24 protein-coding genes are annotated in these 24,342 nt (G+C 30.5%); all 24 read left to right on the forward strand.

All coding sequences use genetic code 11. The features are described 5' to 3' along the window. Positions 1-11: 11 nt before the first annotated feature. The 24 genes from pyk to wecB all read left to right on the forward strand — a co-directional run bounded on the left by pyk (position 12) and on the right by wecB (position 24,337). On the forward strand, positions 12-1,454 hold the full coding sequence (pyk, locus tag QHG34_RS09530) for a pyruvate kinase (protein ID WP_282629944.1): 1,443 nt from the start codon (positions 12-14) through the stop codon (positions 1,452-1,454). Positions 1,455-1,587: 133 nt separating this feature from the next. Then, entirely contained in the window at positions 1,588-2,580 is a 993-nt protein-coding gene (locus QHG34_RS09535) for a mannose-1-phosphate guanylyltransferase (RefSeq protein ID WP_282629945.1), read from the forward strand. Positions 2,581-2,682: 102 nt separating this feature from the next. Then, entirely contained in the window at positions 2,683-3,102 is a 420-nt protein-coding gene (locus tag QHG34_RS09540; protein ID WP_282629946.1) for an adenylyltransferase/cytidyltransferase family protein, read from the forward strand. A 1-nt stretch (position 3,103) separates the two neighbouring features. Then, positions 3,104-4,117, forward strand: coding sequence for an NAD-dependent epimerase/dehydratase family protein (locus tag QHG34_RS09545; RefSeq protein WP_282629947.1), 1,014 nt, complete (start codon positions 3,104-3,106; stop codon positions 4,115-4,117). Continuing rightward, positions 4,117-5,418 carry a nucleotide sugar dehydrogenase gene (locus QHG34_RS09550; RefSeq protein WP_282629948.1) on the forward strand — a complete coding sequence of 434 codons (1,302 nt, stop codon included), beginning with the start codon at positions 4,117-4,119 and terminating at the stop codon, positions 5,416-5,418. The genes QHG34_RS09545 and QHG34_RS09550 overlap by 1 nt, the downstream gene beginning before the upstream one ends. Then, entirely contained in the window at positions 5,418-5,966 is a 549-nt protein-coding gene (rfbC, locus tag QHG34_RS09555) for a dTDP-4-dehydrorhamnose 3,5-epimerase (protein WP_282629949.1), read from the forward strand. The genes QHG34_RS09550 and rfbC overlap by 1 nt, the downstream gene beginning before the upstream one ends. Positions 5,967-5,986: 20 nt before the next feature. Next, entirely contained in the window at positions 5,987-6,847 is an 861-nt protein-coding gene (gene rfbA, locus QHG34_RS09560) for a glucose-1-phosphate thymidylyltransferase RfbA (protein ID WP_282629950.1), read from the forward strand. Position 6,848: 1 nt separating this feature from the next. Then, positions 6,849-8,036, forward strand: a complete 1,188-nt coding sequence (locus QHG34_RS09565) for a UDP-N-acetylglucosamine 4,6-dehydratase (protein WP_282629951.1) — start codon at positions 6,849-6,851, stop codon at positions 8,034-8,036. Between the two features lie 3 nt (positions 8,037-8,039). Then, positions 8,040-9,182, forward strand: a complete 1,143-nt coding sequence (locus QHG34_RS09570) for a LegC family aminotransferase (protein WP_282629952.1) — start codon at positions 8,040-8,042, stop codon at positions 9,180-9,182. 3 nt (positions 9,183-9,185) lie between these two features. Then, positions 9,186-9,803 (forward strand): acetyltransferase, encoded by a 618-nt coding sequence (locus QHG34_RS09575; RefSeq protein ID WP_282629953.1) that lies wholly within the window; start codon positions 9,186-9,188, stop codon positions 9,801-9,803. Further along, positions 9,803-10,813 (forward strand): N-acetylneuraminate synthase, encoded by a 1,011-nt coding sequence (neuB, locus tag QHG34_RS09580; protein ID WP_282629954.1) that lies wholly within the window; start codon positions 9,803-9,805, stop codon positions 10,811-10,813. Before QHG34_RS09575 ends, neuB begins: the two co-directional genes overlap by 1 nt. Further along, entirely contained in the window at positions 10,810-11,964 is a 1,155-nt protein-coding gene (gene neuC, locus QHG34_RS09585) for a UDP-N-acetylglucosamine 2-epimerase (RefSeq protein ID WP_282629955.1), read from the forward strand. The genes neuB and neuC overlap by 4 nt, the downstream gene beginning before the upstream one ends. Beyond that, a complete protein-coding gene (locus tag QHG34_RS09590) occupies positions 11,961-13,010 on the forward strand; it encodes a nucleotidyltransferase family protein (protein WP_282629956.1) in 1,050 nt (349 codons plus the stop codon). The genes neuC and QHG34_RS09590 overlap by 4 nt, the downstream gene beginning before the upstream one ends. Before the next feature lie 5 nt (positions 13,011-13,015). Then, entirely contained in the window at positions 13,016-13,741 is a 726-nt protein-coding gene (locus QHG34_RS09595) for an acylneuraminate cytidylyltransferase family protein (RefSeq protein WP_282629958.1), read from the forward strand. A gap of 3 nt (positions 13,742-13,744) precedes the next feature. After that, complete coding sequence (locus tag QHG34_RS09600) at positions 13,745-14,659, forward strand: Gfo/Idh/MocA family protein (protein ID WP_282629959.1); 915 nt, start codon at positions 13,745-13,747, stop codon at positions 14,657-14,659. Continuing rightward, positions 14,644-15,393: an SDR family oxidoreductase gene (locus tag QHG34_RS09605; RefSeq protein WP_282629960.1), complete on the forward strand. Its 750-nt coding sequence runs from the start codon at positions 14,644-14,646 to the stop codon at positions 15,391-15,393. Before QHG34_RS09600 ends, QHG34_RS09605 begins: the two co-directional genes overlap by 16 nt. Positions 15,394-15,421: 28 nt before the next feature. Further along, positions 15,422-16,525, forward strand: a complete 1,104-nt coding sequence (locus QHG34_RS09610; RefSeq protein WP_282629961.1) for an N-acetyl sugar amidotransferase — start codon at positions 15,422-15,424, stop codon at positions 16,523-16,525. A 207-nt stretch (positions 16,526-16,732) separates the two neighbouring features. Next, complete coding sequence (locus QHG34_RS09615; protein ID WP_282629962.1) at positions 16,733-17,971, forward strand: O-antigen polymerase; 1,239 nt, start codon at positions 16,733-16,735, stop codon at positions 17,969-17,971. 196 nt (positions 17,972-18,167) lie between these two features. After that, the gene (locus QHG34_RS09620) at positions 18,168-19,322 is read left to right on the forward strand and encodes a hypothetical protein (protein ID WP_282629964.1); all 1,155 of its coding nucleotides are present in this window, start codon (positions 18,168-18,170) and stop codon (positions 19,320-19,322) included. Next, a complete protein-coding gene (locus QHG34_RS09625; protein ID WP_282629965.1) occupies positions 19,312-20,595 on the forward strand; it encodes a lipopolysaccharide biosynthesis protein in 1,284 nt (427 codons plus the stop codon). Before QHG34_RS09620 ends, QHG34_RS09625 begins: the two co-directional genes overlap by 11 nt. Next, the gene (locus tag QHG34_RS09630) at positions 20,595-21,629 is read left to right on the forward strand and encodes a polysaccharide biosynthesis protein (RefSeq protein WP_282629967.1); all 1,035 of its coding nucleotides are present in this window, start codon (positions 20,595-20,597) and stop codon (positions 21,627-21,629) included. The genes QHG34_RS09625 and QHG34_RS09630 overlap by 1 nt, the downstream gene beginning before the upstream one ends. Positions 21,630-21,644: 15 nt before the next feature. Continuing rightward, positions 21,645-22,061, forward strand: a complete 417-nt coding sequence (locus QHG34_RS09635) for a WxcM-like domain-containing protein (protein ID WP_282629968.1) — start codon at positions 21,645-21,647, stop codon at positions 22,059-22,061. A 2-nt stretch (positions 22,062-22,063) separates the two neighbouring features. Then, positions 22,064-23,182 (forward strand): polysaccharide biosynthesis C-terminal domain-containing protein, encoded by a 1,119-nt coding sequence (locus tag QHG34_RS09640; protein WP_282629969.1) that lies wholly within the window; start codon positions 22,064-22,066, stop codon positions 23,180-23,182. A 15-nt stretch (positions 23,183-23,197) separates the two neighbouring features. Beyond that, entirely contained in the window at positions 23,198-24,337 is a 1,140-nt protein-coding gene (gene wecB, locus QHG34_RS09645) for a non-hydrolyzing UDP-N-acetylglucosamine 2-epimerase (protein ID WP_282629970.1), read from the forward strand. Positions 24,338-24,342 lie beyond the last annotated feature (5 nt).

The raw sequence follows: 24,342 nt of genomic DNA on the forward strand, positions 1-24,342 counted from the left end.
GGGAAAAAATTATGATTTACGATAAACAATATCTTAAAAAAACAAAAATTGTTGCAACCTTAGGGCCTGCAACAGAAAGTCCAGAAATTATTTTAGAAATGATGAGAAAAGGAACAGATGTGTTCCGTATCAATTTTTCACATGCAGATTATGCAGATGTGAAACGTAAAATTGAAACGATTCATCAATTAAATAATGATCATGGATACAATACAGCAATTTTAGCGGATTTACAAGGTCCAAAATTGCGTATTGGTAAAATGGAACATGAAGATTTTATTATCAATCCAGGAGAGATCTTAACCTTCACAAACGAGGATGTTATAGGAACTAAAGAAAAAGTTTTTATGACGTATAAAAAGTTTGCTCAAGACGTACAAGTAGGAGAAAATATCTTGATTGATGACGGAAAATTAATCTTCAAAGTAATCGAGACGAATGGAACAGATACTGTAAAAGCTGAGACTATTCAAGGAGGTCCGTTACGTTCTAAGAAAGGAGTAAACTTACCAAATACAAATATTTCTTTACCAGCTTTAACAGAAAAAGACAAAGAAGATGCAAAATTCGCAATTGAAAATCGTGTGGATTGGTTTGCATTATCTTTCGTGCGTTCTGGGCAAGATGTTAAAGATTTATCTGACTTTATTAAAGAAAATGGAACATTAAAAATTCCAATTATATCTAAAATAGAAAAACCAGAAGCTTTAGAAAATATTGATGAAATTTTAGAGTTTTCTGACGGATTAATGGTTGCTCGTGGTGACTTAGGAGTTGAAGTTCCATTTGAGATTGTTCCTAAAGCACAAAAGCAATTAATTGATAAATCTAAATTAGCACGTAAACCAGTTATAGTTGCAACACAAATGATGGAGACTATGATTTCTAGTCTTACGCCGACTAGAGCAGAAGTTTCTGATGTTGCGAATGCAGTTTTTGATGGAGCGGATGCTGTGATGTTGTCTGGAGAGACTTCTGTGGGGCAATATCCTGTTCAGGTTATTGAGAAAATGACAAAAATTCTTCAAACAGTTGAAGATGATGAACACGTACATGTACCAGAGCACAAACCGAAAATTAAGAACGAACGCTTTGTTACTGACATGGTTTGTTATAATGCAGGAAAAATGGCAGAAGATACAGGAGCTAAAGCGATTGCTACATTAACTTATTCAGGTTATACAGCTTTCCAAATTTCTTCTCATCGTCCAAATTCATTTATCTTGGTTTTTAATCCAAGTAAACGAATTAATCGTATGTTGAATTTATTATGGGGCGTAAAAGCAATTAATTACGATCCTCGTGATACTTCTACAGATCAAACTGTAACGGAGGTAAATATCTTAGCAAAAAATGCAGGTTATGTAGATTATGGCGATTATATTATCAATTTGAATGCAATGCCAGCATTTGAAAAAGGAATTACGAATACGTTACGTATTTCGATGATTTAATCGATCAATTATAAATAATATAAAAAAGTCCTTTCAAAATTATTGAAAGGACTTTTTTTTGTGATAAACCTTAAATAATAAATCGAACTTTAAATAGATTTAATAACTTTGTAAGTTCGAATTAGAGTAAAATATGTGTATATATAATGTAATATTGTCTGGAGGAGTAGGAAGTCGTTTATGGCCACTTTCGAGAAAAAGTCATCCAAAACAATATTTACCTTTGTTTCAAGAGAAATCATTGTTTGAATTAACGATTCAACGTAATCGTCCTATTGCTGATAAATTGATGGTTATAGGGAACAGAGATAATGATCATTTGAGTCAAGAAGTTTTAGATAAATTAGATGTTAATTATTTAAAAATTGTAGAAGCTGTACCTCGTAATACCGCAGCCGCTATTGCATTTGCAGCTTTGGCTGTTGACGAGAATGATATTTTAATCGTTACTCCATCTGATCATTTGATTGAAGATATGGAAGCTTATCAAGTTGCAATGCAACGCGCAATAGATTTAGCTAAAAATGATTTTATTGTAACATTTGGTGTACAACCAACTCGACCAGAAACGGGTTACGGCTATATTGAGCATAAAGCAGATAAAGTGATTTCGTTTCGTGAAAAACCAAATCATATTACAGCGCAAGATTTTATAGAGCAAGGTAATTTTCTGTGGAATAGTGGAATGTTTTGTTTCAAAGCAAAAGTTTTGCTAAAAGAGTTGAAAAAATTTGAGAAAGAAATTTACGAAAAATCAAAGATAGCTTGGGAAGCTGCTGTTAATGGTGAATTAGATGAGGTACTTTCGATGGAAATTCCGTCAAATAGTATAGATTATGCAGTGATGGAAAGAAGTAAAAAAATAAAAGTAGTTCCTGCAAAGTTTATTTGGAATGATTTAGGTTCTTTCGAGTCGTTATATGATTATTTTGTGATGAATGGACATTATGTTGATAGAAATGGAAACATGGTAATAGGGACAGAAGTTTATACTTCTTTTGTTGGGCTTCAAAATACCATTTTTGTTAATACTCCAACAGCGAATTTAATTCTACAAAAAGAGTATTCTCAAGAAGTAAAAAACGTTTATACGCATCTCGAAAAAAGAAATTCCGAATTAATTTAAGATAATAGCACTCTGTTTTATGGAGTGCTTTTTTATTTATATTTCATATATAGATAACATAATATTCATTAAATTTGCATTTCCAACTACAATTACTAAAGAATGACTACAGGAATAACTTTCGGTATTTTTGATTTGCTACATGCAGGTCATATCATGATGCTCGAAGAAGCAAAAAGACAATGTGATTACCTAATCGTAGGTCTTAATACGGATCCAACTCTTGTAGATCCTTCGAAAAATCATCCCACTCAGTCTATAGTCGAACGATACATTCAATTAGAAGGTTGTCGTTACGTAGATGAAATAATTCCGTACGAAACAGAACAAGATTTGTTTGATATGCTAAGCGCTTTACCAGTTAATGTAAGAGTTATTGGTGAAGAGTATCGTAATATTGATTTTACGGGAAAACAATATTGTTTAGATAATAATATCCAAATTTATTACAATAAGAGAACGCATCGTTTTTCGAGTTCTGGATTGAGAAAAGTAGTTGCTACTTCTGAAAAAGAAAAATAAGATGAAAACCATTGTTATAACAGGTATAGCTGGTTTTATTGGCTATCATCTTGCTGAAAAATTAGTTAATAATGGGTTCAATATAGTTGGAATTGATAACATTAATGACTATTACGATGTTCAACTGAAATATGATCGTCTTAAAGAATTAGGAATTGATCAAAATGAAGCTCAACATTTTCTTCAAAAAACAATTTCTTCAAAATATGGTGAACGATTGATTTTCTTTCGAATGAATTTAGAAGATCAGGAAGCTTTACCAAGTCTTTTTGCAAATAATCAGATTGATTGTGTTGTTAATTTGGCTGCACAAGCAGGGGTGCGTTATAGTATCGAGAATCCAATGGCATATGGACAAAGTAATCTTATCGGTTTTTTAAATCTATTGGAATGTTGTCGTCATCATAATGTTTCAAGATTACTATATGCAAGTAGTTCAAGTGTTTATGGTAATTCTATAGATGTACCTTTTACTACGGACCAAGATGTTAATCATCCAATTAGTTTATACGCGGCAACAAAGAAAGCGAACGAATTAATGGCGCACACCTATAGTCATTTATACCATATTGAAACTATCGGTTTAAGATTTTTTACGGTTTATGGACCATGGGGAAGACCAGATATGGCAATGTTTTTGTTTACAGATGCTATTATCAATAAAAAACCATTAAAAGTTTTCAATAACGGAGATTTATCAAGAGATTTTACGTACATTGACGATATCATTCAAGGTATCGAAAGGGTAATTGAAAGTGAAAATCAAACAGAAAAATATCAACTTTATAATATTGGAAATAGTCAACCTGTTCAATTGATGGATTTTATTCGAGAAATTGAAAAATCATCAGGATTAGAAGCGAAGTTAGAAATGTATCCTATGCAAGATGGTGACGTAAATCAGACTTGGGCAGATGTGACAGAATTAAAAAGCAAATTTGGTTACAATCCTAATTTTCCAGTAGATAAAGGCGTTTATAACTTTGTAAAATGGTACAAAGAATATTATAAGTAATGAGTTTAAAACAAAAAATAGCAATAATAGGATTAGGTTATGTAGGATTGCCTTTAGCGAGGTTATTTGCGACTAAATATCCAGTAGTAGGATTTGACATCAATCAAGATAGAATTGATGAATTAAATGAAGGAAAAGACTCTACTTTAGAAGTAGAAAATGATGTATTACAAGCTGTTTTAATCAATAATAATCCTTTTATAGAGGATAAAAAAGGATTGTTTTGCTCAACAAATTCAGAAGATATAAAAGATGCTAATTTTTATATTGTAACTGTTCCTACACCAGTTGATAAAAATAATCGACCAGATTTAACACCGCTTAAAAAAGCGTCTAAAACAGTTGGTAAAGTTTTGTCTAAAGGAGATATTGTTATTTACGAATCAACAGTTTATCCCGGTGTTACAGAGGAAGAGTGTATTCCTGTTTTAGAGCAAGTTTCTGGATTGAAGTTTAATGTAGATTTTTTCGCTGGCTATTCGCCAGAAAGGATTAATCCTGGAGATAAAAAACATACGGTTGAGAAAATCTTGAAAGTAACTTCAGGCTCAACTCCAGAAATAGGTAAAGTTGTAGATGATTTATATAAGTCTGTAATTGTAGCGGGAACGCATTTAGCACCAACAATTAAAGTTGCAGAAGCCTCAAAAGTGATTGAAAATTCTCAGCGAGATATCAATATTGCCTTTATTAACGAACTATCGAAGATTTTTTCGCTAATGGATATTGATACGACTGATGTTCTGGAAGCTGCTGGTACTAAATGGAATTTTTTACCATTCAAACCAGGTTTAGTTGGAGGACACTGTATTGGAGTAGATCCTTTTTATTTAGCGCAAAAAGCGCAAGAAATTGGTTATTATTCTGAATTGATATTAGCAGCGAGAAGATTAAATGACTCGATGGGAGCATTTGTGGCATCTCAAGTCGTGAAATTGATGATTGATAAAGACATCAAAATTAAAGGTGCTAAAGTGCTTAATTTGGGGATAACTTTTAAAGAAAATTGTCCTGATATCAGAAATTCTAAAGCAATTGATGTCATTTATTCTTTGGAAGAATATGGATTGGATGTAACAACTTTTGATCCTTGGATTAACGATAAAGAAATTTCTAAACAATATAAAGTGAATTGTTGTTCAGCTTCGGAGATTAAATCTCAAAAATTTGATGCAATAATTTTGACCGTTTCACACCAAGAGTTTTTAGATTTAGATTTAAATAATCTTTTGAATGAAAATGGAGTGATTTATGATGTAAAAGGAGTTTTACCTAAATCAGAAGTAGATAAACGACTATAATGAAAGCGACAGAAACTAAATTAAAAGGTTGTTTTATTTTAGAACCGATAGTTTTTGAAGATTCGAGAGGATATTTCTTCGAATCATATAACGAGAATAAATTGGAAGAAATTTTGGGTTACAAACCAACTTTTGTTCAAGATAATCAGTCTAATTCATCTTACGGCGTTGTGCGTGGTTTGCATATGCAAGCGGGAGAACATGCACAAGCAAAATTGGTTCGTGTTGTAGAAGGTGCAGTTATAGATGTAGCGGTTGATGTTCGACCAGATTCTGAAACCTATGGTCAATCAGTGGCAGTTGAATTATCTGCAGATAGCAAAAAACAATTGTTTATTCCGAGAGGATTTTTACATGGATTTTCTGTTATTTCTGATTCAGCTACATTTTTTTATAAATGTGATAACGGGTATAATAAAGCCTCTGAAGATGGAGTAAATCCATTAGATAAAGAAATTGGAATTGATTGGGGAATTCCTTTAGAGAAAATGATTATCTCTGATAAAGATCAAGAAGCGCAATCATTTCAGACATTTAGAAATAAGTAACTAAACTAAAATACTATAAATTGAAAGGAATAATTTTAGCTGGAGGGTCAGGTACAAGACTTCATCCTTTGACATTAGCAGTTAGTAAACAGTTAATGCCAGTATATGATAAACCAATGATCTATTATCCATTATCAACATTGATGTTGGCAGGGATTAATGAAATTTTAATTATTTCTACTCCTCATGATTTACCACATTTTGAAAAATTATTAGGTAATGGATCACAAATAGGATGTAAATTTTCTTATAAAGAACAACCAAGTCCAGATGGTTTAGCACAAGCTTTTATTTTAGGAGAAGAGTTTATCGGTGATGATAAAGTAGCTTTAATTTTAGGAGATAATATTTTCTACGCTTCAGGAATGTCAAAATTATTACAAGATTCTGCGAATCCTGATGGAGGAGTGGTTTTTGCTTACCAAGTTTCTGATCCAGAACGTTATGGTGTAGTTGAGTTTAATGAGAATAACGAAGTGGTTTCAATTGAAGAAAAACCTACTGAACCTAAATCAAATTATGCAGTTCCGGGCTTGTATTTCTATGATAATGATGTTGTGGAGATTGCAAAAAAAATTAAACCATCTCCACGAGGAGAATTAGAAATTACGGACATTAATGCTGAATACCTAAAAAGAGGTAAATTGAAAGTTGGTGTTTTCAATCGCGGTACAGCATGGTTAGATACAGGAACAATCAATTCGTTGATGCAAGCTGGACAATTTGTTCAAGTGATCGAAGAGCGTCAGGGAATGAAAATTGGTGTGATTGAAGAGGTAGCCTACCGAATGGGCTATATCAACAAAGAACAATTACAAAAAATAGCGGAACCATTACGTAAAAGTGGCTATGGTGAGTATTTAATAAAGATTTGCAAATAATATGAATATATTGAATTTAATTGGTAGAAAGCAGGAACTTTTTACGAATGACATAAAACAATTTGAAGATGAATTAGGAGAAATAGTTTCGTCGTCTAAATTTTTAGTTATAGGTGGAGCTGGCTCTATCGGTTCAGCTACTACAAAAGAGATTTTTAAAAGAAATCCTCAGAAACTTCACGTTGTAGATATCAGTGAAAATAACATGGTTGAGCTTGTTCGTGATATCCGCAGCTCTTATGGATATATTAATGGAGATTTCCAAACTTTTGCTTTGGATATTGGCTCTGTTGAATACGATGCATTTTGGGAAGCAGATGGAGATTATGATTATGTTTTGAATTTATCTGCATTAAAACACGTTCGAAGCGAAAAAGATCCTTTTACTTTAATGAGAATGATTGATGTAAATGTTTTTAATACAGATAAAACGATCCAACAGTCCATTGAAAAAGGTGTAAAAAAATATTTCTGCGTTTCTACTGATAAAGCTGCGAATCCTGTGAATATGATGGGTGCTTCAAAACGTATTATGGAAATGTTTTTGATGCGTAAAAGCCAAGAGATTACAATTTCAACGGCGCGTTTTGCTAACGTTGCATTTTCAGACGGTTCATTATTGCATGGTTTTAATAAAAGAATTGAAAAAAAACAACCTATCGTAGCTCCAAACGATATCAAAAGATACTTTGTCGTTCCAAAGGAATCAGGAGAACTGTGCTTAATGTCTTGTGTTTTTGGAGAAAATAGAGATATCTTTTTTCCTAAATTAAGCGAGAACCTTCATTTAATTACGTTTGCTGAAATAGCAATTAAATATTTAGCCGAAATAGGTTACGAACCATATCTATGTGAATCTGAGGAGGAAGCAAGAGGTTTAGTTCATACATTGCCTCAAGAAGGTAAGTGGCCTTGTTTGTTTACAAAAAGTGATACAACAGGCGAAAAAGACTTTGAAGAGTTCTTTACAGATAAAGAAGTGATTGATATGGATCGTTTTGAAAATTTGGGCGTAATTAAGAATAATTTAATTCTTGAAGAAGAAAAGCTAAATACTTTTGAGTCTAGAATTTTAGATATGAGAAATGCCAAGAAATGGAATAAAGAAGAAATAGTAGACCTATTTCACATGATGATACCAGATTTTGGACATAAAGAAACTGGTAAGTACTTAGACTCTAAAATGTAATCCATGAAAGTAGTAAATGATTTGGTTTCTTTTGTAAGAAACGAATACAATACAAATAAATTTATACCATTACATGAACCAAGGTTTCGTGGTAATGAAAAAAAATATTTAAATGATACAATTGATTCCACTTTTGTTTCCTCAGTAGGTGCTTATGTGGATCAGTTTGAAAATATGATGCAAGAGATTACAGGTGCTCAAAAAGCGGTAGCTGTAGTTAATGGTACATCATCACTTCAAGTATCTCTAAGGTTAGCTGGAGTTAAGGCCGGAGATGAGGTTATTACTCAAGCATTAACGTTCATAGCAACAGCAAATGCTATTGCTTATAATCATGCTCATCCTGTTTTTGTAGATGTTGATTTAGATACAATGGGGTTGTCCCCAAAGGCTGTCGAAGTTTTCTTAGAAGAGTTTGGAGATATTAGAGAAGATGGTTGTTATAATAAATCTACTGGTCGCAAGATTTCTGCAGTTATGCCAATGCATACTTTTGGTTTTCCTGTTCGTATGGATGAATTATTAATGGTATGTGAAAAATGGCAAATACCTGTTGTAGAAGATGCTGCTGAATCTCTAGGGAGTAGTTATAAAGGAAAACATACAGGTACTTTGGGTTTATTAGGAGGTTTTTCGTTTAATGGGAATAAAACTGTTACTTGTGGTGGTGGTGGTGCTATAATAACTAATAATGTAGATTTAGGTATTCATGCAAAATATTTAACAACGACTGCAAAAAAGCCACATCCTTATGAGTTTTTTCATGATGAATTAGGGTATAATTTCAGAATGCCTAATCTTAATGCTGCATTAGCTTGTGCTCAATTAGAGCAATTAAACGGATTTATTGAAAACAAGAGAGAGTTAGCTAGAGAATATGCACAATTCTTTAAATCGCATGATGTGGTTTTTCGTGAAGAATTAGAAGATACAAAAGCAAATTATTGGTTAATGTGTGTAGAGTTAGAAAATAAAGCTGAACGTGAATTATTCTTAAAAGAAACAAATGATCAAGGTATTATGACACGTCCAATTTGGAATTTAATGTATCGTTTGCCTATGTATGAACATTGTCAGCGTGATGCGCAGGTAAATGCAGCATATTTAGAAGAAAGAATTGTGAATATACCAAGTGGAGTAAGATAATTGATGAATAATACTGCTATCATTGGTTACTCAGGTCACGCTTTCGTAGTACTAGATGCCTGTAAAAAGGCTAATATTACAATCAATGCCTACTGTGATCGTTTTATTAACGATAATAATATTTATGAATTAGATTATTTGGGTAATGAATCAGATGATAAATTCAACTGGAATAATGTTAATGCTTTTGTATTAGGTATTGGAGATAATACTATACGTAATAAGGTAGCTGAATTTATTAAAACCAATAATTTACCAATATTAACTGTAGTTCATCCTACTGCAGTTATTAATGATTTTGTTAAAATAGGAGAAGGAGTATTTATAGCAAGTAATGCTGTCATTAATCCTTTAGCTACAATAGCTGATTTTTGTATTATAAATACAGGTGCTATTATAGAGCATGAATGTATAATTGGAAAAGCTTCGCATATTGCACCAGGAGCCGTATTAGCAGGAAATGTTAGGATTGGAGAGAAAACATTCATAGGCGCAAATAGTGTAATAAAACAAGGAGTGATTATTGGTAATAATGTAACAGTTGGAGCAGGAAGTGTAGTGTTGAAGAATATACCAGATGGAGAAATTTGGGTAGGTAATCCAGCAAAAAAAATAAAATAATGAAAAAAACACTAATAATCGCAGAAGCTGGTGTTAATCATAATGGTGATTTACAAAATGCTTTCAAATTAATCGATGCAGCAGTCGAAGCAGGTGTAGATTATATAAAATTTCAAACTTTTAAAGCTGATCAATTGGTTTCTAAATCTGCTAAAAAAGCTGATTATCAAATTCAAAACACGGGGAATCATGATGATAGCCAATTCGATATGTTAAAAAAGCTTGAACTATCTCATGATGATCATCAAAAGTTAATTGATTATTGTAATGATAAAGGCATTCGTTTCTTTTCTACAGCTTTTGATTTAGAGTCTTTAAATTATTTAAAAGAAATTGGATTAGACTTAGTGAAAATTCCTTCAGGAGAGATTACCAATTTACCTTATTTAAGAAAAGCAGCACAATTATTTGATAAAGTCATTTTATCAACAGGTATGTGTACGATGCAAGATATTGAAGGTGCATTGACAGTTTTTTTGAATGAAGGTATAAAGAAAGAAAAAATCAATATCCTTCATTGTAATACAGAATATCCAACTCCTATGAAAGATGTAAATCTTTTGGCAATGTTAGAAATTCAGAAGAAATTTGATGTAGAGATTGGTTATTCGGATCATACTTTAGGTATCGAAGTACCAATAGCTGCTGTTGCTTTAGGTGCCACTATTATTGAAAAACATTTTACATTAGATAATACAATGCCTGGTCCAGATCATGCAGCTTCTTTAGAGCCAATTGAACTAAAGGCAATGGTTAACGCTATTAGAAACATTGACGAAGCTATTTCTGGAAATGGAATCAAAGAACCTAGCGAGTCTGAGCGTAAAAACATGGATATTGCAAGAAAAAGTATCATTGCAAAAATTGATATCAAAAAAGGCGAAATTTTCTCAGAAGATAATATAACTGCAAAAAGACCAGGAACTGGAATTTCGCCGATGAAGTGGGATGATGTTATTGGTAAAAAAGCAAAGCAAGATTTTTCAACAGATGATTTAATTGTACTATGAGAAAAATTTGTGTAGTTACAGCAACCCGTGCTGAATATGGTTTGTTGAAACCTTTAATGGGGTTAATTAAAGATTCAGATAATTTACAGTTACAAATTATAGCAACAGGAGCGCATTTATCACCAGAGTTTGGGTTAACTTATAAACAAATTGAAAGTGACGGCTTTAAAATCGATGAGAAAATAGAAATTCTATTGTCTGCAGACACCTCTTCAAGTATTGTAAAAACAATGGGAATAGCTATGATGGGCATGGCTGATGTTTTCACTAGATTAAAACCAGACCTTTTGGTTATTTTAGGAGATCGATATGAAATGCTAGCTATTGCATCTGCTGCAACAATTTTCACAGTACCTATTGCTCATTTACATGGAGGTGAATTAACAGCAGGAGCTTATGATGATGCAATTAGACATGCTATTTCAAAAATGAGTAGTCTACATTTTACTTCAACAAAAGAATACCGAAATAGAGTGATACAATTAGGTGAGCAACCTGATAAGGTTTTCAATGTAGGAGCGATTGGTTTAGATAATGTAAATAACTTAAAACTTCTAACTAAAGAAGAATTAGAAAAAGATTTAAATATTAAATTTAATAAATTTAATTATCAAGTAACATTTCATCCGGAAACATTGGGAAATATATCTTCTCAAGAGCAATTTCAAAACTTGCTAAATGTTATTGATCTACAAAAAGATAGTTTTTTTATTTTTACAAAAGCAAATGCTGATACAGATGGAAGAATTATAAATGAAATGATTGATAAATATGTTTTAGACCATCCAACTAAAGCAAAAGCTTATTCCTCATTAGGAACATTACGTTTCTTATCTGTTGTTAAGAACTGTACAGCAATTGTTGGTAACAGTTCAAGTGGAATATTGGAAGCACCTTCTTTAAAAACCGCTACTTTAAATATTGGTAATAGACAAGATGGTCGCGTTCAAGCAAAAAGTATTATTAATGTTGATTGTTCTGAATCAGAAATAAAAAGAGGATTTGAAGAGTTAATCAGTGTAGAATTTCAAGAAAAAGTACAAACGGTTGTTAATCCTTATGAACAGAAAAATACCGCTGTTAACATTCTTAATGAAATAGAAAGAAATATAATAAAAAGTACCAACAAAACATTTTACGATATCAAATGAATTTAGTACAAAAACATACCATTTTTTTTAATCAGTCTGTTAGAGACGCTTTGATAAGACTTGATGAAATTGCGCCATCTTCTATTCTTTTTGTAGTAGATAAAGATTACAAATTATTAGGATCGCTTACAGATGGTGATTTACGTAGAGGATTTATAAAAGGTTTAGGTTTTGATAACGAAATTTTAGATTTTGTACAACCCTCACCAATTTCTATAAATGAAAGAAATATTGATCTAAATAAGATCGAAAAGTACCGTAAAAATTTGCTTAAAATTATTCCGATTGTAAATGATGATTTAAAAATTGTAGACGTTTTAGACTTCAGTCTTCGCAAAACATTAATTCCAGCTGATGCAGTTTTAATGGCAGGTGGAGAAGGAAAACGTTTACGTCCATTAACAGAAACAACACCAAAGCCGCTTTTAAAAGTTGGTGATAAACCAATTATTGAATATAATATTGACCGACTAATTAATTTTGGAGTTAAAACGATTAATCTTAGTATAAATTATTTAGGGGAACAGCTGGTTGATTATTTCGGAGATGGAAGTAAAAAGGAAATAGATATTAAATATGTTAAGGAAGATAAACCATTAGGAACTATAGGCTCTATTTTGTTAGTAGATACTTTTCACAATGATGATATTATTGTAATGAATAGTGATTTACTAACCAATATTGATTTTGCAGATTTCTTCAAAATGTATAAAGAAACGGAAGCTGATATGGCTGTTGCCGCAACTTCTTATCATGTAGATGTTCCTTATGCTGTATTAGAAGTAAATGATGGTGTAGAGGTTAGGTCTTTAAAGGAAAAACCAAGGTATACTTATTATTCAAATGCGGGTATTTATATTCTTAAAAAGGAATTGTTGAAGATGATTCCACAAGAAACATTTTTCGATATAACAGATTTAATGGAACGAATTTTAGAGATGAACTTAAAGCTTGTTACATATCCAATTAATGGATATTGGTTAGATGTTGGTAAACATGAGGATTTCAAAAAGGCGCAGGAGGATATTAAACATATAAAATTGTAGAAATAATGAAAGGATTAGTTACGATTTGTGCAAGAGGAGGCTCTAAAGGTATTCCTGGTAAAAATATAAAACCTATTAATGGTAAGCCATTAATCGCATATTCTATAGAAGTGGCAAACCAGTTATCTACTAATTTTGATTTAGATATTGTTTTGTCTACAGATTCTCAAGAGATTAAAAATGTAGTTGATGCATTAGATTTACCAATCGATACGAGTTATACAAGACCTGATTTTTTAGCAAATGATACAGCAGGAAAATTAGATGCAATTATAGATGCAAAAAAATATTTAGAAGCTAAGAACAGCATTCAATACGATTTTGTACTAGATTTAGATGTTACTTCACCTTTGAGAACGAGTGAGGATCTTTTAAATTCGATAAAGCTTTTATTTGAAAATGAAGAAGCGCTTAATCTTTTTTCTGTAAGTCCAGCAAATCGCAATCCATATTTCAATATGGTGGAAGAGAAAGGAGACGGATTTGTAGGTTTATGCAAAAAAGGAGAATTCTTAACACGACAATCGGCACCAAAAGTATATGATATGAATGCATCATATTATATATTTAAGAAAGATTTTTTTGATGAGAAACATGCGACAGTAGTTACAGATCGAAGTTTGGTATATGAAGTTCCTCATCTTTGCTTTGACCTTGACCATCAAATAGATTTTGAGTTCATGTCCTTTCTTTTAGAAAATAAAAAACTTGATTTTAATTTTAATTATTAATCAATGAAAGTTCTCATTATAGGATTAGGATCTATTGCCCAAAAGCATATTGCAGCTTTACGACAAATAGATTCGAACGTGTCTATTTTTGCGTTGAGAAGTAATAAAAATAGTGAAGAATTTGACGGAGTTCATAACATTTATGATTTGCAAGATTTTGATGTTAAAGGAGTAGATTTTATCCTTATTTCTAATCCTACAGCGCAGCATTTTTCTACTATTAAAGATTTGATTCAATTTTCTAAACCTTTATTCATAGAAAAGCCGTTGTTTTCTGAGATTACTAAGAACTCCCAAGATTTAGTTTTAGAGATTGAACAAAAAAATATCCCAACATATATTGCTTGCAACCTCCGTTTTTTAGATTCACTAACTGAACTTAAAAATATGATTACCAATAAAATAATTAATGAGGTTAATGCTTATTGTGGTTCATATCTTCCTAATTGGAGAACAGGCGTGGATTTCCGAAAGGTGTATAGTGCCAATAAAGAAATGGGCGGCGGTGTTCATATAGATTTAATACACGAATTAGATTATGTATACTGGCTTTTTGGAGAACCCAAGCAAACGAGATCCTATTTTTCAAATGATTCATCATTAGATATTTCTGCTTTCGATTATGCCAATTATTTATGGAAATATGATACGTTTGCAGCATCTATTGTTTTAAATTATTATCGAAAAGATAGTAAACGAAGTATTGAAATTTTGACTTCGGATAATACTTATTATGTAAATTTGCTTAAAAATGAAATTTATAAAAACAATAATCTAATTTTCTCATCAGAACAAAGAATAGTTGATACTTACTATAATCAAATGAAATTTTTCATTGATGAGGTTTTAGGAAATAATGGAAAGTTTAATACCATTGCGGAAGCTAATAAAATTTTAGAATTATGTATGCAGGACTAAAGGATAAAATCGTAATCTTAATAGGTGCTGGAGGCTTGATAGGAAGAGAATCTTTGAAACATTTGGTTGCAAATGGAGCGAAGGTTGTTGCGGTTGATATTAATGAATTTGAAAGCGATGCAGATCTTTTTCTGACATATAACGTTACTAAAACTGAAGAAATCGATAGATTACTAAAAGAAGTTCTTAATCGCTATGGTCGAATTGACGGATTAGTAAACCTTGCTTATCCGAGAACATCCGATTGGGGTAATAAATTTGAAGATATTCCGTTTGAATCGTGGCAAAATAATGTAGATATGCAGATGAATGCAGTCTTTTACATTTGTCAGAAGGTATTAGAGATAATGAAACACCAAAATAGTGGCTCGATTGTTAATATAGCTTCAATTTATGGTGTTGTAGGTAACGATTTCACGTTATATGAAGAATATGGAGGAACATCTCCTGCTGCCTATGCAGCTATAAAAGGCGGAATTGTTAATTTTACACGATATTTAGCTTCTTATTTCGGGAAGTATAATATTCGAGTTAATTGTATGTCTCCTGGGGGTGTTTTAGATCAAAAAAATCAGAATCCTTCTTTTATAAAAAGATACAGCGATAAATCGCCAATGAAAAGATTGGGAAATCCCACAGAAATGGCACCAGCAATCACATTTTTATTATCAGATGACGCATCCTTCATTACAGGACATAATTTGATGGTAGATGGAGGTTGGACAAGTATTTAATAACCAATATTAATAAAATTTTAAAAAAATGAATTATTGTACTAAATGTGTAATGCCAGATACAAGACCTGGAATTACGTTTAACGAACAAGGAGTTTGTGCAGCTTGCCAAGCATACGAAAACAGAAAAAATGTTGATTACGACAAAAGATTTGAAGAATTAAAAACTTTGTGTGATAAATACAGAGGAAGTAATGGTCCTAATGGCTATGATTGTATGATTGCTGTAAGTGGAGGAAAAGATTCTCATTTTCAAGTTTATTTGTTTAAAGAAGTCTTAGGTATGAATCCCCTTCTTGTAACAGTTGAGGATAATTTCCCAATGACAGATGCTGGAATTCATAACTTAAAAAATATATCAGAAGCTTTTGGTTGTGATATAATTAGTATGAAACCTAATATTAAAGCACAAAAGGTTGCAATGAAGTATACGTTCGAGAAATATGGAAAGCCAACTTATTTTGTTGATCGTTACATCTATACCTATCCATTGCATATGGCGGTTAAGTTTAATACGCCATTGTTAGTTTATGGTGAGAATGTAGGTTACGAATATGGAGGTGCAGGTGAAGGAGCTGTTGAAACATATTCGGCAAAAGATCAAATTAGCAATGGAGTTGGTGCAGGTATTCCTACTGAAGAACTATTAGCAAATGGATTGTCTGCAAAAGATCTTAACTTTTTTGAACCTCCAGTTGCTGCTGATTTAGATAAATTAGATCCTATCTATGTAAGTTACTTTATTGAGTGGAATAGTTTCAAAAATTATAATGTAGCTAAATCTAAAGGGTTTCATGATTTAACGCACGAATGGAGAAGAACACATCATATTGAAGATTTTGATCAAATTGACTCAAGAGCTTACTTAGTGCATTCTTGGATGAAATATCCTAAATTTGGACATGCTTCAGCAACAGATTATGCTGCAAGAATGGTAAGATATGGTCTTCTTGATAGAGATGAGGCTTTCAAACTTGTAGAACAACACGATCATGCATTAGATCCATTATGTGTAAGAGATTTTTGTGATTTCATGGGGTATTCTGAAAACGAATTTTGGGATGTTATTGAAAAACAGTACAACACCGATTTGTTTGAGAAAGATAAAATTGGTAGATGGTTGCTAAAATAATTAAGTATCTTTTATAAAAAAATATTAAAAAAATCAGGTTTGATACATATAAACTTCGTATTGAACCTGATATTTTATTTATTATGTAAATAAAAACTTGTATAAATCGTAACTTTCATTAAATAGAGATATTTTGATATGTATTTAAAGTGCTGTTTATATGAGATTAATAGAATTTAATAGAATTTAATAGAATTTAATAGAATAATGGATGTTTTTTTACAAATAATATTGCTAATAATTTTTTTAATTTATTATAAAGGAGGTTTAAGTACTTATATTTTTCTTATATTATTACAATCAATATCATTTTTCCTACAGTTTTTTGTAGGGTATAGTAATTTAATTGAAACCTTTACTTCTGTTTTAAATTTATTATTTATAGCATTAAATACATATTTAATAATTTCTCCATGGAAAAATATTAGATTTACTCATGTATATGTAAAAGAAAAAAAATACTTTCTTTTTTTAAAAAGATGTTTGTATTTTTTATTAATCATTAATTTATTAGTAAATAGTTTTATTTTAATAATTGTCTATACTTTTATACCAAATATTTCTGAGTTTAAAGCAGAAAGTGCATACTTAAAACTTTATGATCTAATTCCTGGCTTTGGAAATATATTTAGATATGCATATGTGACACAAAATTTAGGTTACTTAGCTATTCCTTTTTATTTCTATTATTTAGGGAATAATAATAAAAAAAAATCAAGATGGGCTCTATTTTTGTCCTTTTCTTCCTTACTATCTGGATTAGCATTTTATTCGAGAGCTCAAATGCTAACCTATATATTAGTATTTATTAGTTATTTTTTATTAATTAAGTTTACTTTAAACAAAAATATTCGAGATAGGATATGGAAGTTTATTAAAAAAGCAAGTATAATCGTTGTAGTAATTTTTGTAATAATTACTATTATAAGATTTTCAGCAATGGATTATTATGGAGATAGAATACCAAAACAATCTATGATAAAAGATCCAATTTTATATAGTTTTGTTGACTATGCATCACAAAGTTTTCCAAATGGGTTTATTAAGTTAGAAGAATATGAAGAAAATAAGTTGCTTTATGGGCAAGACTTATTTAGACCAATATATCAATTTTTAGATTTTTTTGGAGTTATAGAGTGGGATGGTAAGAAAGCTGATGAAAATATAGAAAAAGCTTACAATTATGATGGTGGTGCATTTAGAGGCTATACAGCTCAAATGGTTTATAATTTTGGATATATAATAACAGTATTAATAAGTATTATTTATTATTTTATTGTAAAGAAATATGTTAGAAGTAAAATGAATATATCAATGGAAAAATTATTTGTATTAATATTATTATTAATAATCCCCTTAGTATCAATATTTTATTCAGGATTTGGTGGTTTATATTTTCCTTTTTTGTTTTTATTTTTAACGAGATTAATATTTAGATTTAAATGATAAATGACAAGATTAAAACTTTAATAATTATATTCTTAGATATAATTATTTTAATGAAAAGCTTTTAAATTTAATGTTTCGTGTAAAAACATACAGATTAAAAGTCTCGTTTTATCATTATTAATAGCGGGATTCTCTATTAATATTTTTTATTTATGGCCTACAAGTTATATCCTATGGTATTTATTATTAAATTATGAAAAAAAGTAATTTCTCTTTAGCAAGAAAATTATATTACAAAAGTTTAGAGAATGAAATATACCTTGACAAATTAATATCAGATCAACTAAAATTTGATGATTCAAACAAATATGAGCTTATTCGTCCTCAAAAAAGTGTTGAGTATTTAAAAAGATTTGGTAAACGTTTTTTATACTTTTATAAATTTTTATTTTTATTTTGGGAGTTTTTTAATTTTTTATATCAAACGCGTTGTTTGATAAGTGTAATCTTTAAGAAGAATTCAAGAATTATTAAAGAAGATGATATTATTTTAGATCTTACTCCAATGTTATTACCAAGACTAAAAAATGTCAAAGTAAATCTTCCAAACACTTACATTTCTTTACAGAAGAATAAATCTGCTTTTGTTGAAAAATCTTATACTATATATGATTTTTTAAACTTTAAAGACATAATAAAAATATATTTTTATTCTATTTATTTACCATTTAATTATCGAAATAGAATAAAAAAACAAGAACATATTCTACAAACATATACAAGTTTTGAATGGTTATGTGTTTGGTTTACATTAAAAAAAATTAACCCTAATAAAATATGGTATGGCAATCATTGTGATAGATGGGCTGTATTAATTGATAATATAAATGAGAATAATATTTTAATACAACACGGAATAGAAGATGGGAGTTTGAATCCTCCAGTAAAAATATCTAATGTAAAAAAAGCTTTTTTATTCAATACAGATCAGAAATTTTATTTTGATAAATTCATTCTTGATTGTGATTATGAACTAAATATATTACCAACTTCAATAGATCTAATAGATTTAACAGAGACTAATAAATTTTCTATTTTAATGATTGGAAATTATGCAATTTATGGAGATTTAGAAAAAGAAATCATTGAAAAATTAAATACATTAGAAGTAGATATTTACTTAAAACCTCACCCTAATCAACCAATTGATTATTATGATAATATGTCAATGAACTTAAAATTTAATCTAATAAAAGATAAGAATTTCTTTCCTAAAGTCAATTTAGTTTTGGGATATAACTCAACCCTTGCTTTAGAATACTCATTGGCTGGAGTTGATGTATTATTTTATGAGAATGATAAAGAGGTTTTTTATAAAAAATTATTTCAGAAATTTTATGAAAATTAATAGTATTAAATCTCAAATTTTACTTTATAGTATTTCAACAGGTTTAAATAGAGGAGCAATTCTTATATTGATGCCAATCTTGTTAATGATTTTTTCAACAAGCGATTTTGGAAATTATAATTATATTCAGATAATATTTCAATTTTTTAGTCCTTTATTAGGTTTAAATCTTGCAACATCAATAAGTAGAGAAGGAGCTATTAATTATAAATTTGGTAACTATATATTAAATAAATCTTCTAATTGGATTTTTGGAGTTGTATTACTGTTGTTGTGTTTGTACTGTATGTTATCTTCTAAGAGTCTTATTTTGTTAGGTTTGATATTAGGAGGTATAGAAGCATTACATAATATGCAACTCAATGCTTTACGTTGCATGGATAAACACATCCAATATTTTACTTTTTCTACAGTTAAAACTTTTGGATTAATTTTAATATTTATTATATTTTTTTATTTTACTTCATCTCATAATCTGTTTGATTATATTTATTTACAGATTATTTGGGTTGTATTAATATTTTTTGTTTTCAGTTTTTTAATTAAAAAAAATGGTGAAACATATTTTCCGATAAAAGAAGCAATATTATTTTCTATTATTTTAATTCCTCATAGTGTAGCTCAGTGGGTAATAACTGGAGCAGGGCGATTTTTTATTAAAAATTTACTAAGTGCAGAGCAGTTAGGTATATTTAGTAAAGTTTTTAATTTATCAATGATTTTGATGATTTTTAATAGTGGTATTGGTATTATTATGCCTCAATATCTAATTAAAGAATATGATAAGTGGGTTGAGGGTAGTTATCGATTAAAGTTTTATACTTACTATTCACTTTTTTCAATTTTATTATTTATATCTACTCTAATTTTTATAAAAATTGATTTTTATTATTTAAAAATATTCAATCTCAATCAAAATGATTATTTGTTTTTATTTACTTCAAATTTTATAGGATTTTATTTATTAGGATTTTATTATTATTATTCAAACATTCTTTTTGCGTTAAGGAAAAATAAATTATTATCAATAATTACACTAATAATATCATTGTTTTCAATAATTGTTAATTATTTTATGATTAGATATCTTAATATTTTAGGAGCTTCTATTTCTATAATTATCGTTTACTTTTTCTATTTGATTGTTTGTATTTATTATTCTATTAAATTTGAAAAAAAAATATATAATAATATTTACAAAGATATTTTGTTAATATTTATTACAATTCTTATTATTATTTTTGTATCTATCATATTTTTAATTATAACCTAATGCAAATAAAAAATAAAACACTTCTAATAACAGGTGGAACAGGTTCTTTTGGGACAGCTGTTCTTAATCGTTTTTTAGCGACAGATCATTTTAAAGAAATTCGCATTTTTTCTCGTGATGAGAAGAAGCAAGATGACATGCGTAACCTTTATAAAAATGAAAAAATAAAATACTACATAGGCGATGTTCGCGATTATAGTTCCGTAGAGCCTGCAACACGTGGAGTAGATTATATTTTCCATGCGGCAGCGTTGAAGCAAGTGCCATCTTGTGAGTTTTTCCCGATGCAAGCAGTAAAAACTAATGTTGAAGGTACCCAAAACGTTATTCGTGCTGCTGCGGCAAACAAGGTACAAAAAGTAATTTGTCTTTCAACGGACAAGGCAGCTTATCCAATCAATGCCATGGGGATTTCTAAAGCGATGATGGAAAAAGTCGCTGTGGCAGAAGCAAGAAATCTTACGGATACTGTGGTTTGTTTAACACGTTATGGAAACGTTATGGCATCGCGCGGTTCGGTGATTCCGTTGTTTTTAAATCAAATTCAGAAAGGAGAACCAATTACAATTACTGATCCTAATATGTCGCGTTTTTTCATGTCATTGGAAGATGCTGTAGATTTGGTATTGTTCGCCTTTGAAAACGGAAATCCTGGAGATTTATTCGTCAACAAAGCACCAGCAGGAAGCATTGGAGATTTAGCGCAAGCTTTAATCGAAATGACAGGTAAAGAAGTTCCTGTTAAGGTAATTGGAACACGTCACGGTGAAAAATTATACGAAACACTTTGTACACGTGAAGAAATGATGAAAGCAGAAGATATGGGCGATTTCTACCGTGTTCCTGCAGATAATCGTGATCTTAATTATGCCAAATATTTCTCAGAAGGAGAAGAAGATGTTTCTAAAATTGAAGATTACCATTCTCACAATACAGAGCAACAAGGTATTGAAGGTCTTAAGAAATTGATTTCAAAATTGCCATTAATCCGTAAAGAGATTTTCGGTGAAGATGTAATGCAATATCCTTACTAAGTAAAAAATCGAGATATGAATGATCTGATTTTTGAAGGTAAAAAACATGAGGACGAAAGAGGAATCATTACATTTAATAATGAATTTGATGCTTCTGAAATCAAACGTATTTACACCATAGAGAATCATTCTTTAGATTTTATTCGAGGCTGGCAAGGGCATAAAGTTGAGCAACGTTGGTTTGCTGCTATGAAAGGTCGATTCGAAATTTCAGTCATTAAGGTTGATGATTTCGAAAATCCTTCAAAAAATTTAACCGTAAATACATATGAATTATCTGATGAAGCGTTAACTTATCTTCATGTTCCTGCGGGATGTATCACAGCGATTCAAGCTAAAGATTCTAACAATAAATTGTTGGTTTTGGCTGATTTCGCAATAGGAGAAGTGCAAGATGAATACCGTTTTCCGTTAGATTATTTTAAAAATTAACTATGAAAAGAGTAGGAATTACAGGACAAAATGGTTTCGTAGGAAAACATTTATACAATACTTTAGGTTTATTCCCAGAAGAATTTGAAAGAATATATTTTCAAAAGGAATTCTTTGAAGATGAAACCAAATTAGATGAATTTACAGCAAAGTGTGATGTAATTGTTCATTTAGCAGCAATGAATCGTCATGAGTCAGAACAGTTTATTTACGAAACCAACGTTGGTTTGGCGAATCAATTGGTAGATTCATTAAAAAGAACAAATTCTAAAGCTCATGTCTTAATTTCATCTTCAACTCAAGAAGAGCGTGATAACCTTTATGGAAAATCAAAACGTGAAGGTCGTGAAGCGATTGTTAATTGGGCTAATGAAGCAGGAGGAAAAGTTACAGGATTAATTATCCCTAATGTTTTTGGAGCATTCGGGAAGCCTTTTTACAACTCATTTATCGCAACGTTTTGTCACCAATTGACGCATGGGGAAACACCAACCGTTGCCAACGATGGAGAAGTAAAACTGATTTACGTTCAAGAATTGGTGATGACGATTGTTAACGAAATTCGTTCTGAAAAAAGTCAACCAGAATTAGTTGTTGAGCCAACTTCAACTAAAAAAGTTTCAGAAGTTTTAGCATTGTTAAATGATTATAAAACTAAATATTTTAATGGCGGCGAAATCCCAGTTTTGACAGATAAATTCGAACACAATTTGTTCAATACTTATCGTTCGTACATAGACTACAAAACACATTTTCCTGTTAAATTCACACAACATACAGATCCAAGAGGTGCTTTTGTAGAAGTAATTCGTTTGGGAATTGGTGGACAATGTTCATTTTCTACAACGGTTCCTGATATTACAAGAGGAAATCATTACCATACACGAAAAATTGAAAGATTTGCCGTAATTAAAGGAGAAGCTTTGATTCAATTAAGAAAAATTGATACGGATGAAGTGTTAGATTTTTACTTGGACGGAACAGAACCAGCTTACGTCGATATGCCGATTTGGTATACACATAATATCAAAAATATTGGGACTGAAGATTTATATACCATTTTTTGGATCGATGAACCATTCAATCCAGAAGATGCGGATACATATTTTGAAACGGTTTAATAACTAAACATAACAATGAAAAAACTTAAAGTAATGACGGTTGTGGGAACACGACCTGAAATCATAAGATTATCAAGAGTATTAATGGCATTAGATAATTCTGAAGCTGTAGAACATATTATCGTCCACACTGGACAAAATTACGATTATGAGTTAAACCAAATCTTCTTTGAAGATTTAGGGCTTCGTAAACCTGATTACTTTCTTGAAGCAGCGGGTAAAACAGCTACCGAAACGGTAGGGAATATCTTAATCAAAATTGATCCTCTATTAGAAGAATTGAAGCCTGATGCTTTTTTGGTTTTAGGAGATACTAATTCTTGTTTGTGTGCGATTCCTGCGAAGAAAAGACATATCCCTATTTTCCACATGGAAGCAGGGAATAGATGTTTTGATCAACGTGTTCCAGAGGAAACGAATCGTAAAATTGTAGACCACACATCAGATATTAACTTAACGTATTCGGATATTGCTCGTGAGTATTTATTGAGGGAAGGTCTTCCTGCGGATAGAATCATCAAAACAGGTTCTCCAATGTTTGAGGTTTTAAATCATTATTTACCAGAAATTAAAGCTTCTAATGTTTTAGAAAAATTAAATCTTGAAAAAGGTAAATTCTTCGTTGTGTCTTCTCATCGTGAAGAAAATATCAATTCTGAGAAAAATTTCCGTGGTTTAATGACTTCACTTAATGCTATTGCAGAGAAATATCAATATCCAATTATTGTTTCTACGCATCCACGTACACAAAACATGATTGACAAGATGCAAATTGAGATGCGTCCTGAGATTCAGTTTTTGAAACCGCTTGGTTTTCACGATTACAATGCGTTACAAATGCATGCATACGCTTGTCTTTCAGATTCAGGAACAATTTCTGAAGAATCATCGATCTTAAATTTTAGAGCGTTGAATATTCGTCAAGCGCATGAACGTCCAGAAGCGATGGAAGAAGCATCTGTAATGATGGTTGGACTTTCACCAGATAGAATTATGCAAGGTTTAACACAGGTTTTACAACAAAAAGTAGGTGATGAAAGAAACTTCCGCCCAGTTGCTGATTATTCGATGCCGAATGTCTCTGAAAAAGTGGTGAGAATCATTATTTCATACGCTGATTATATTAAAAGAACTGTTTGGTCTGAGGAAATCTAGTTGGA

The sequence above is a fragment of the Empedobacter sedimenti genome, from assembly GCF_030005555.1.
GTDB lineage: Bacteria > Bacteroidota > Bacteroidia > Flavobacteriales > Weeksellaceae > Empedobacter > Empedobacter sedimenti.

Bases quoted from the DNA above. Each gene is read 5' to 3' on its own strand.
- pyk (WP_282629944.1), top strand. From the start codon at position 12: ATGATTTACGATAAACAATATCTTAAAAAAACAAAAATTGTTGCAACC.
- QHG34_RS09535 (WP_282629945.1), top strand. From the start codon at position 1,588: ATGTGTATATATAATGTAATATTGTCTGGAGGAGTAGGAAGTCGTTTA.
- QHG34_RS09540 (WP_282629946.1), top strand. From the start codon at position 2,683: ATGACTACAGGAATAACTTTCGGTATTTTTGATTTGCTACATGCAGGT.
- QHG34_RS09545 (WP_282629947.1), top strand. From the start codon at position 3,104: ATGAAAACCATTGTTATAACAGGTATAGCTGGTTTTATTGGCTATCAT.
- QHG34_RS09550 (WP_282629948.1), top strand. From the start codon at position 4,117: ATGAGTTTAAAACAAAAAATAGCAATAATAGGATTAGGTTATGTAGGA.
- rfbC (WP_282629949.1), top strand. From the start codon at position 5,418: ATGAAAGCGACAGAAACTAAATTAAAAGGTTGTTTTATTTTAGAACCG.
- QHG34_RS09565 (WP_282629951.1), top strand. From the start codon at position 6,849: ATGAATATATTGAATTTAATTGGTAGAAAGCAGGAACTTTTTACGAAT.
- QHG34_RS09570 (WP_282629952.1), top strand. From the start codon at position 8,040: ATGAAAGTAGTAAATGATTTGGTTTCTTTTGTAAGAAACGAATACAAT.
- QHG34_RS09575 (WP_282629953.1), top strand. From the start codon at position 9,186: ATGAATAATACTGCTATCATTGGTTACTCAGGTCACGCTTTCGTAGTA.
- neuB (WP_282629954.1), top strand. From the start codon at position 9,803: ATGAAAAAAACACTAATAATCGCAGAAGCTGGTGTTAATCATAATGGT.
- neuC (WP_282629955.1), top strand. From the start codon at position 10,810: ATGAGAAAAATTTGTGTAGTTACAGCAACCCGTGCTGAATATGGTTTG.
- QHG34_RS09590 (WP_282629956.1), top strand. From the start codon at position 11,961: ATGAATTTAGTACAAAAACATACCATTTTTTTTAATCAGTCTGTTAGA.
- QHG34_RS09595 (WP_282629958.1), top strand. From the start codon at position 13,016: ATGAAAGGATTAGTTACGATTTGTGCAAGAGGAGGCTCTAAAGGTATT.
- QHG34_RS09600 (WP_282629959.1), top strand. From the start codon at position 13,745: ATGAAAGTTCTCATTATAGGATTAGGATCTATTGCCCAAAAGCATATT.
- QHG34_RS09605 (WP_282629960.1), top strand. From the start codon at position 14,644: ATGTATGCAGGACTAAAGGATAAAATCGTAATCTTAATAGGTGCTGGA.
- QHG34_RS09610 (WP_282629961.1), top strand. From the start codon at position 15,422: ATGAATTATTGTACTAAATGTGTAATGCCAGATACAAGACCTGGAATT.
- QHG34_RS09615 (WP_282629962.1), top strand. From the start codon at position 16,733: ATGGATGTTTTTTTACAAATAATATTGCTAATAATTTTTTTAATTTAT.
- QHG34_RS09620 (WP_282629964.1), top strand. From the start codon at position 18,168: ATGAAAAAAAGTAATTTCTCTTTAGCAAGAAAATTATATTACAAAAGT.
- QHG34_RS09625 (WP_282629965.1), top strand. From the start codon at position 19,312: ATGAAAATTAATAGTATTAAATCTCAAATTTTACTTTATAGTATTTCA.
- QHG34_RS09630 (WP_282629967.1), top strand. From the start codon at position 20,595: ATGCAAATAAAAAATAAAACACTTCTAATAACAGGTGGAACAGGTTCT.
- QHG34_RS09635 (WP_282629968.1), top strand. From the start codon at position 21,645: ATGAATGATCTGATTTTTGAAGGTAAAAAACATGAGGACGAAAGAGGA.
- QHG34_RS09640 (WP_282629969.1), top strand. From the start codon at position 22,064: ATGAAAAGAGTAGGAATTACAGGACAAAATGGTTTCGTAGGAAAACAT.
- wecB (WP_282629970.1), top strand. From the start codon at position 23,198: ATGAAAAAACTTAAAGTAATGACGGTTGTGGGAACACGACCTGAAATC.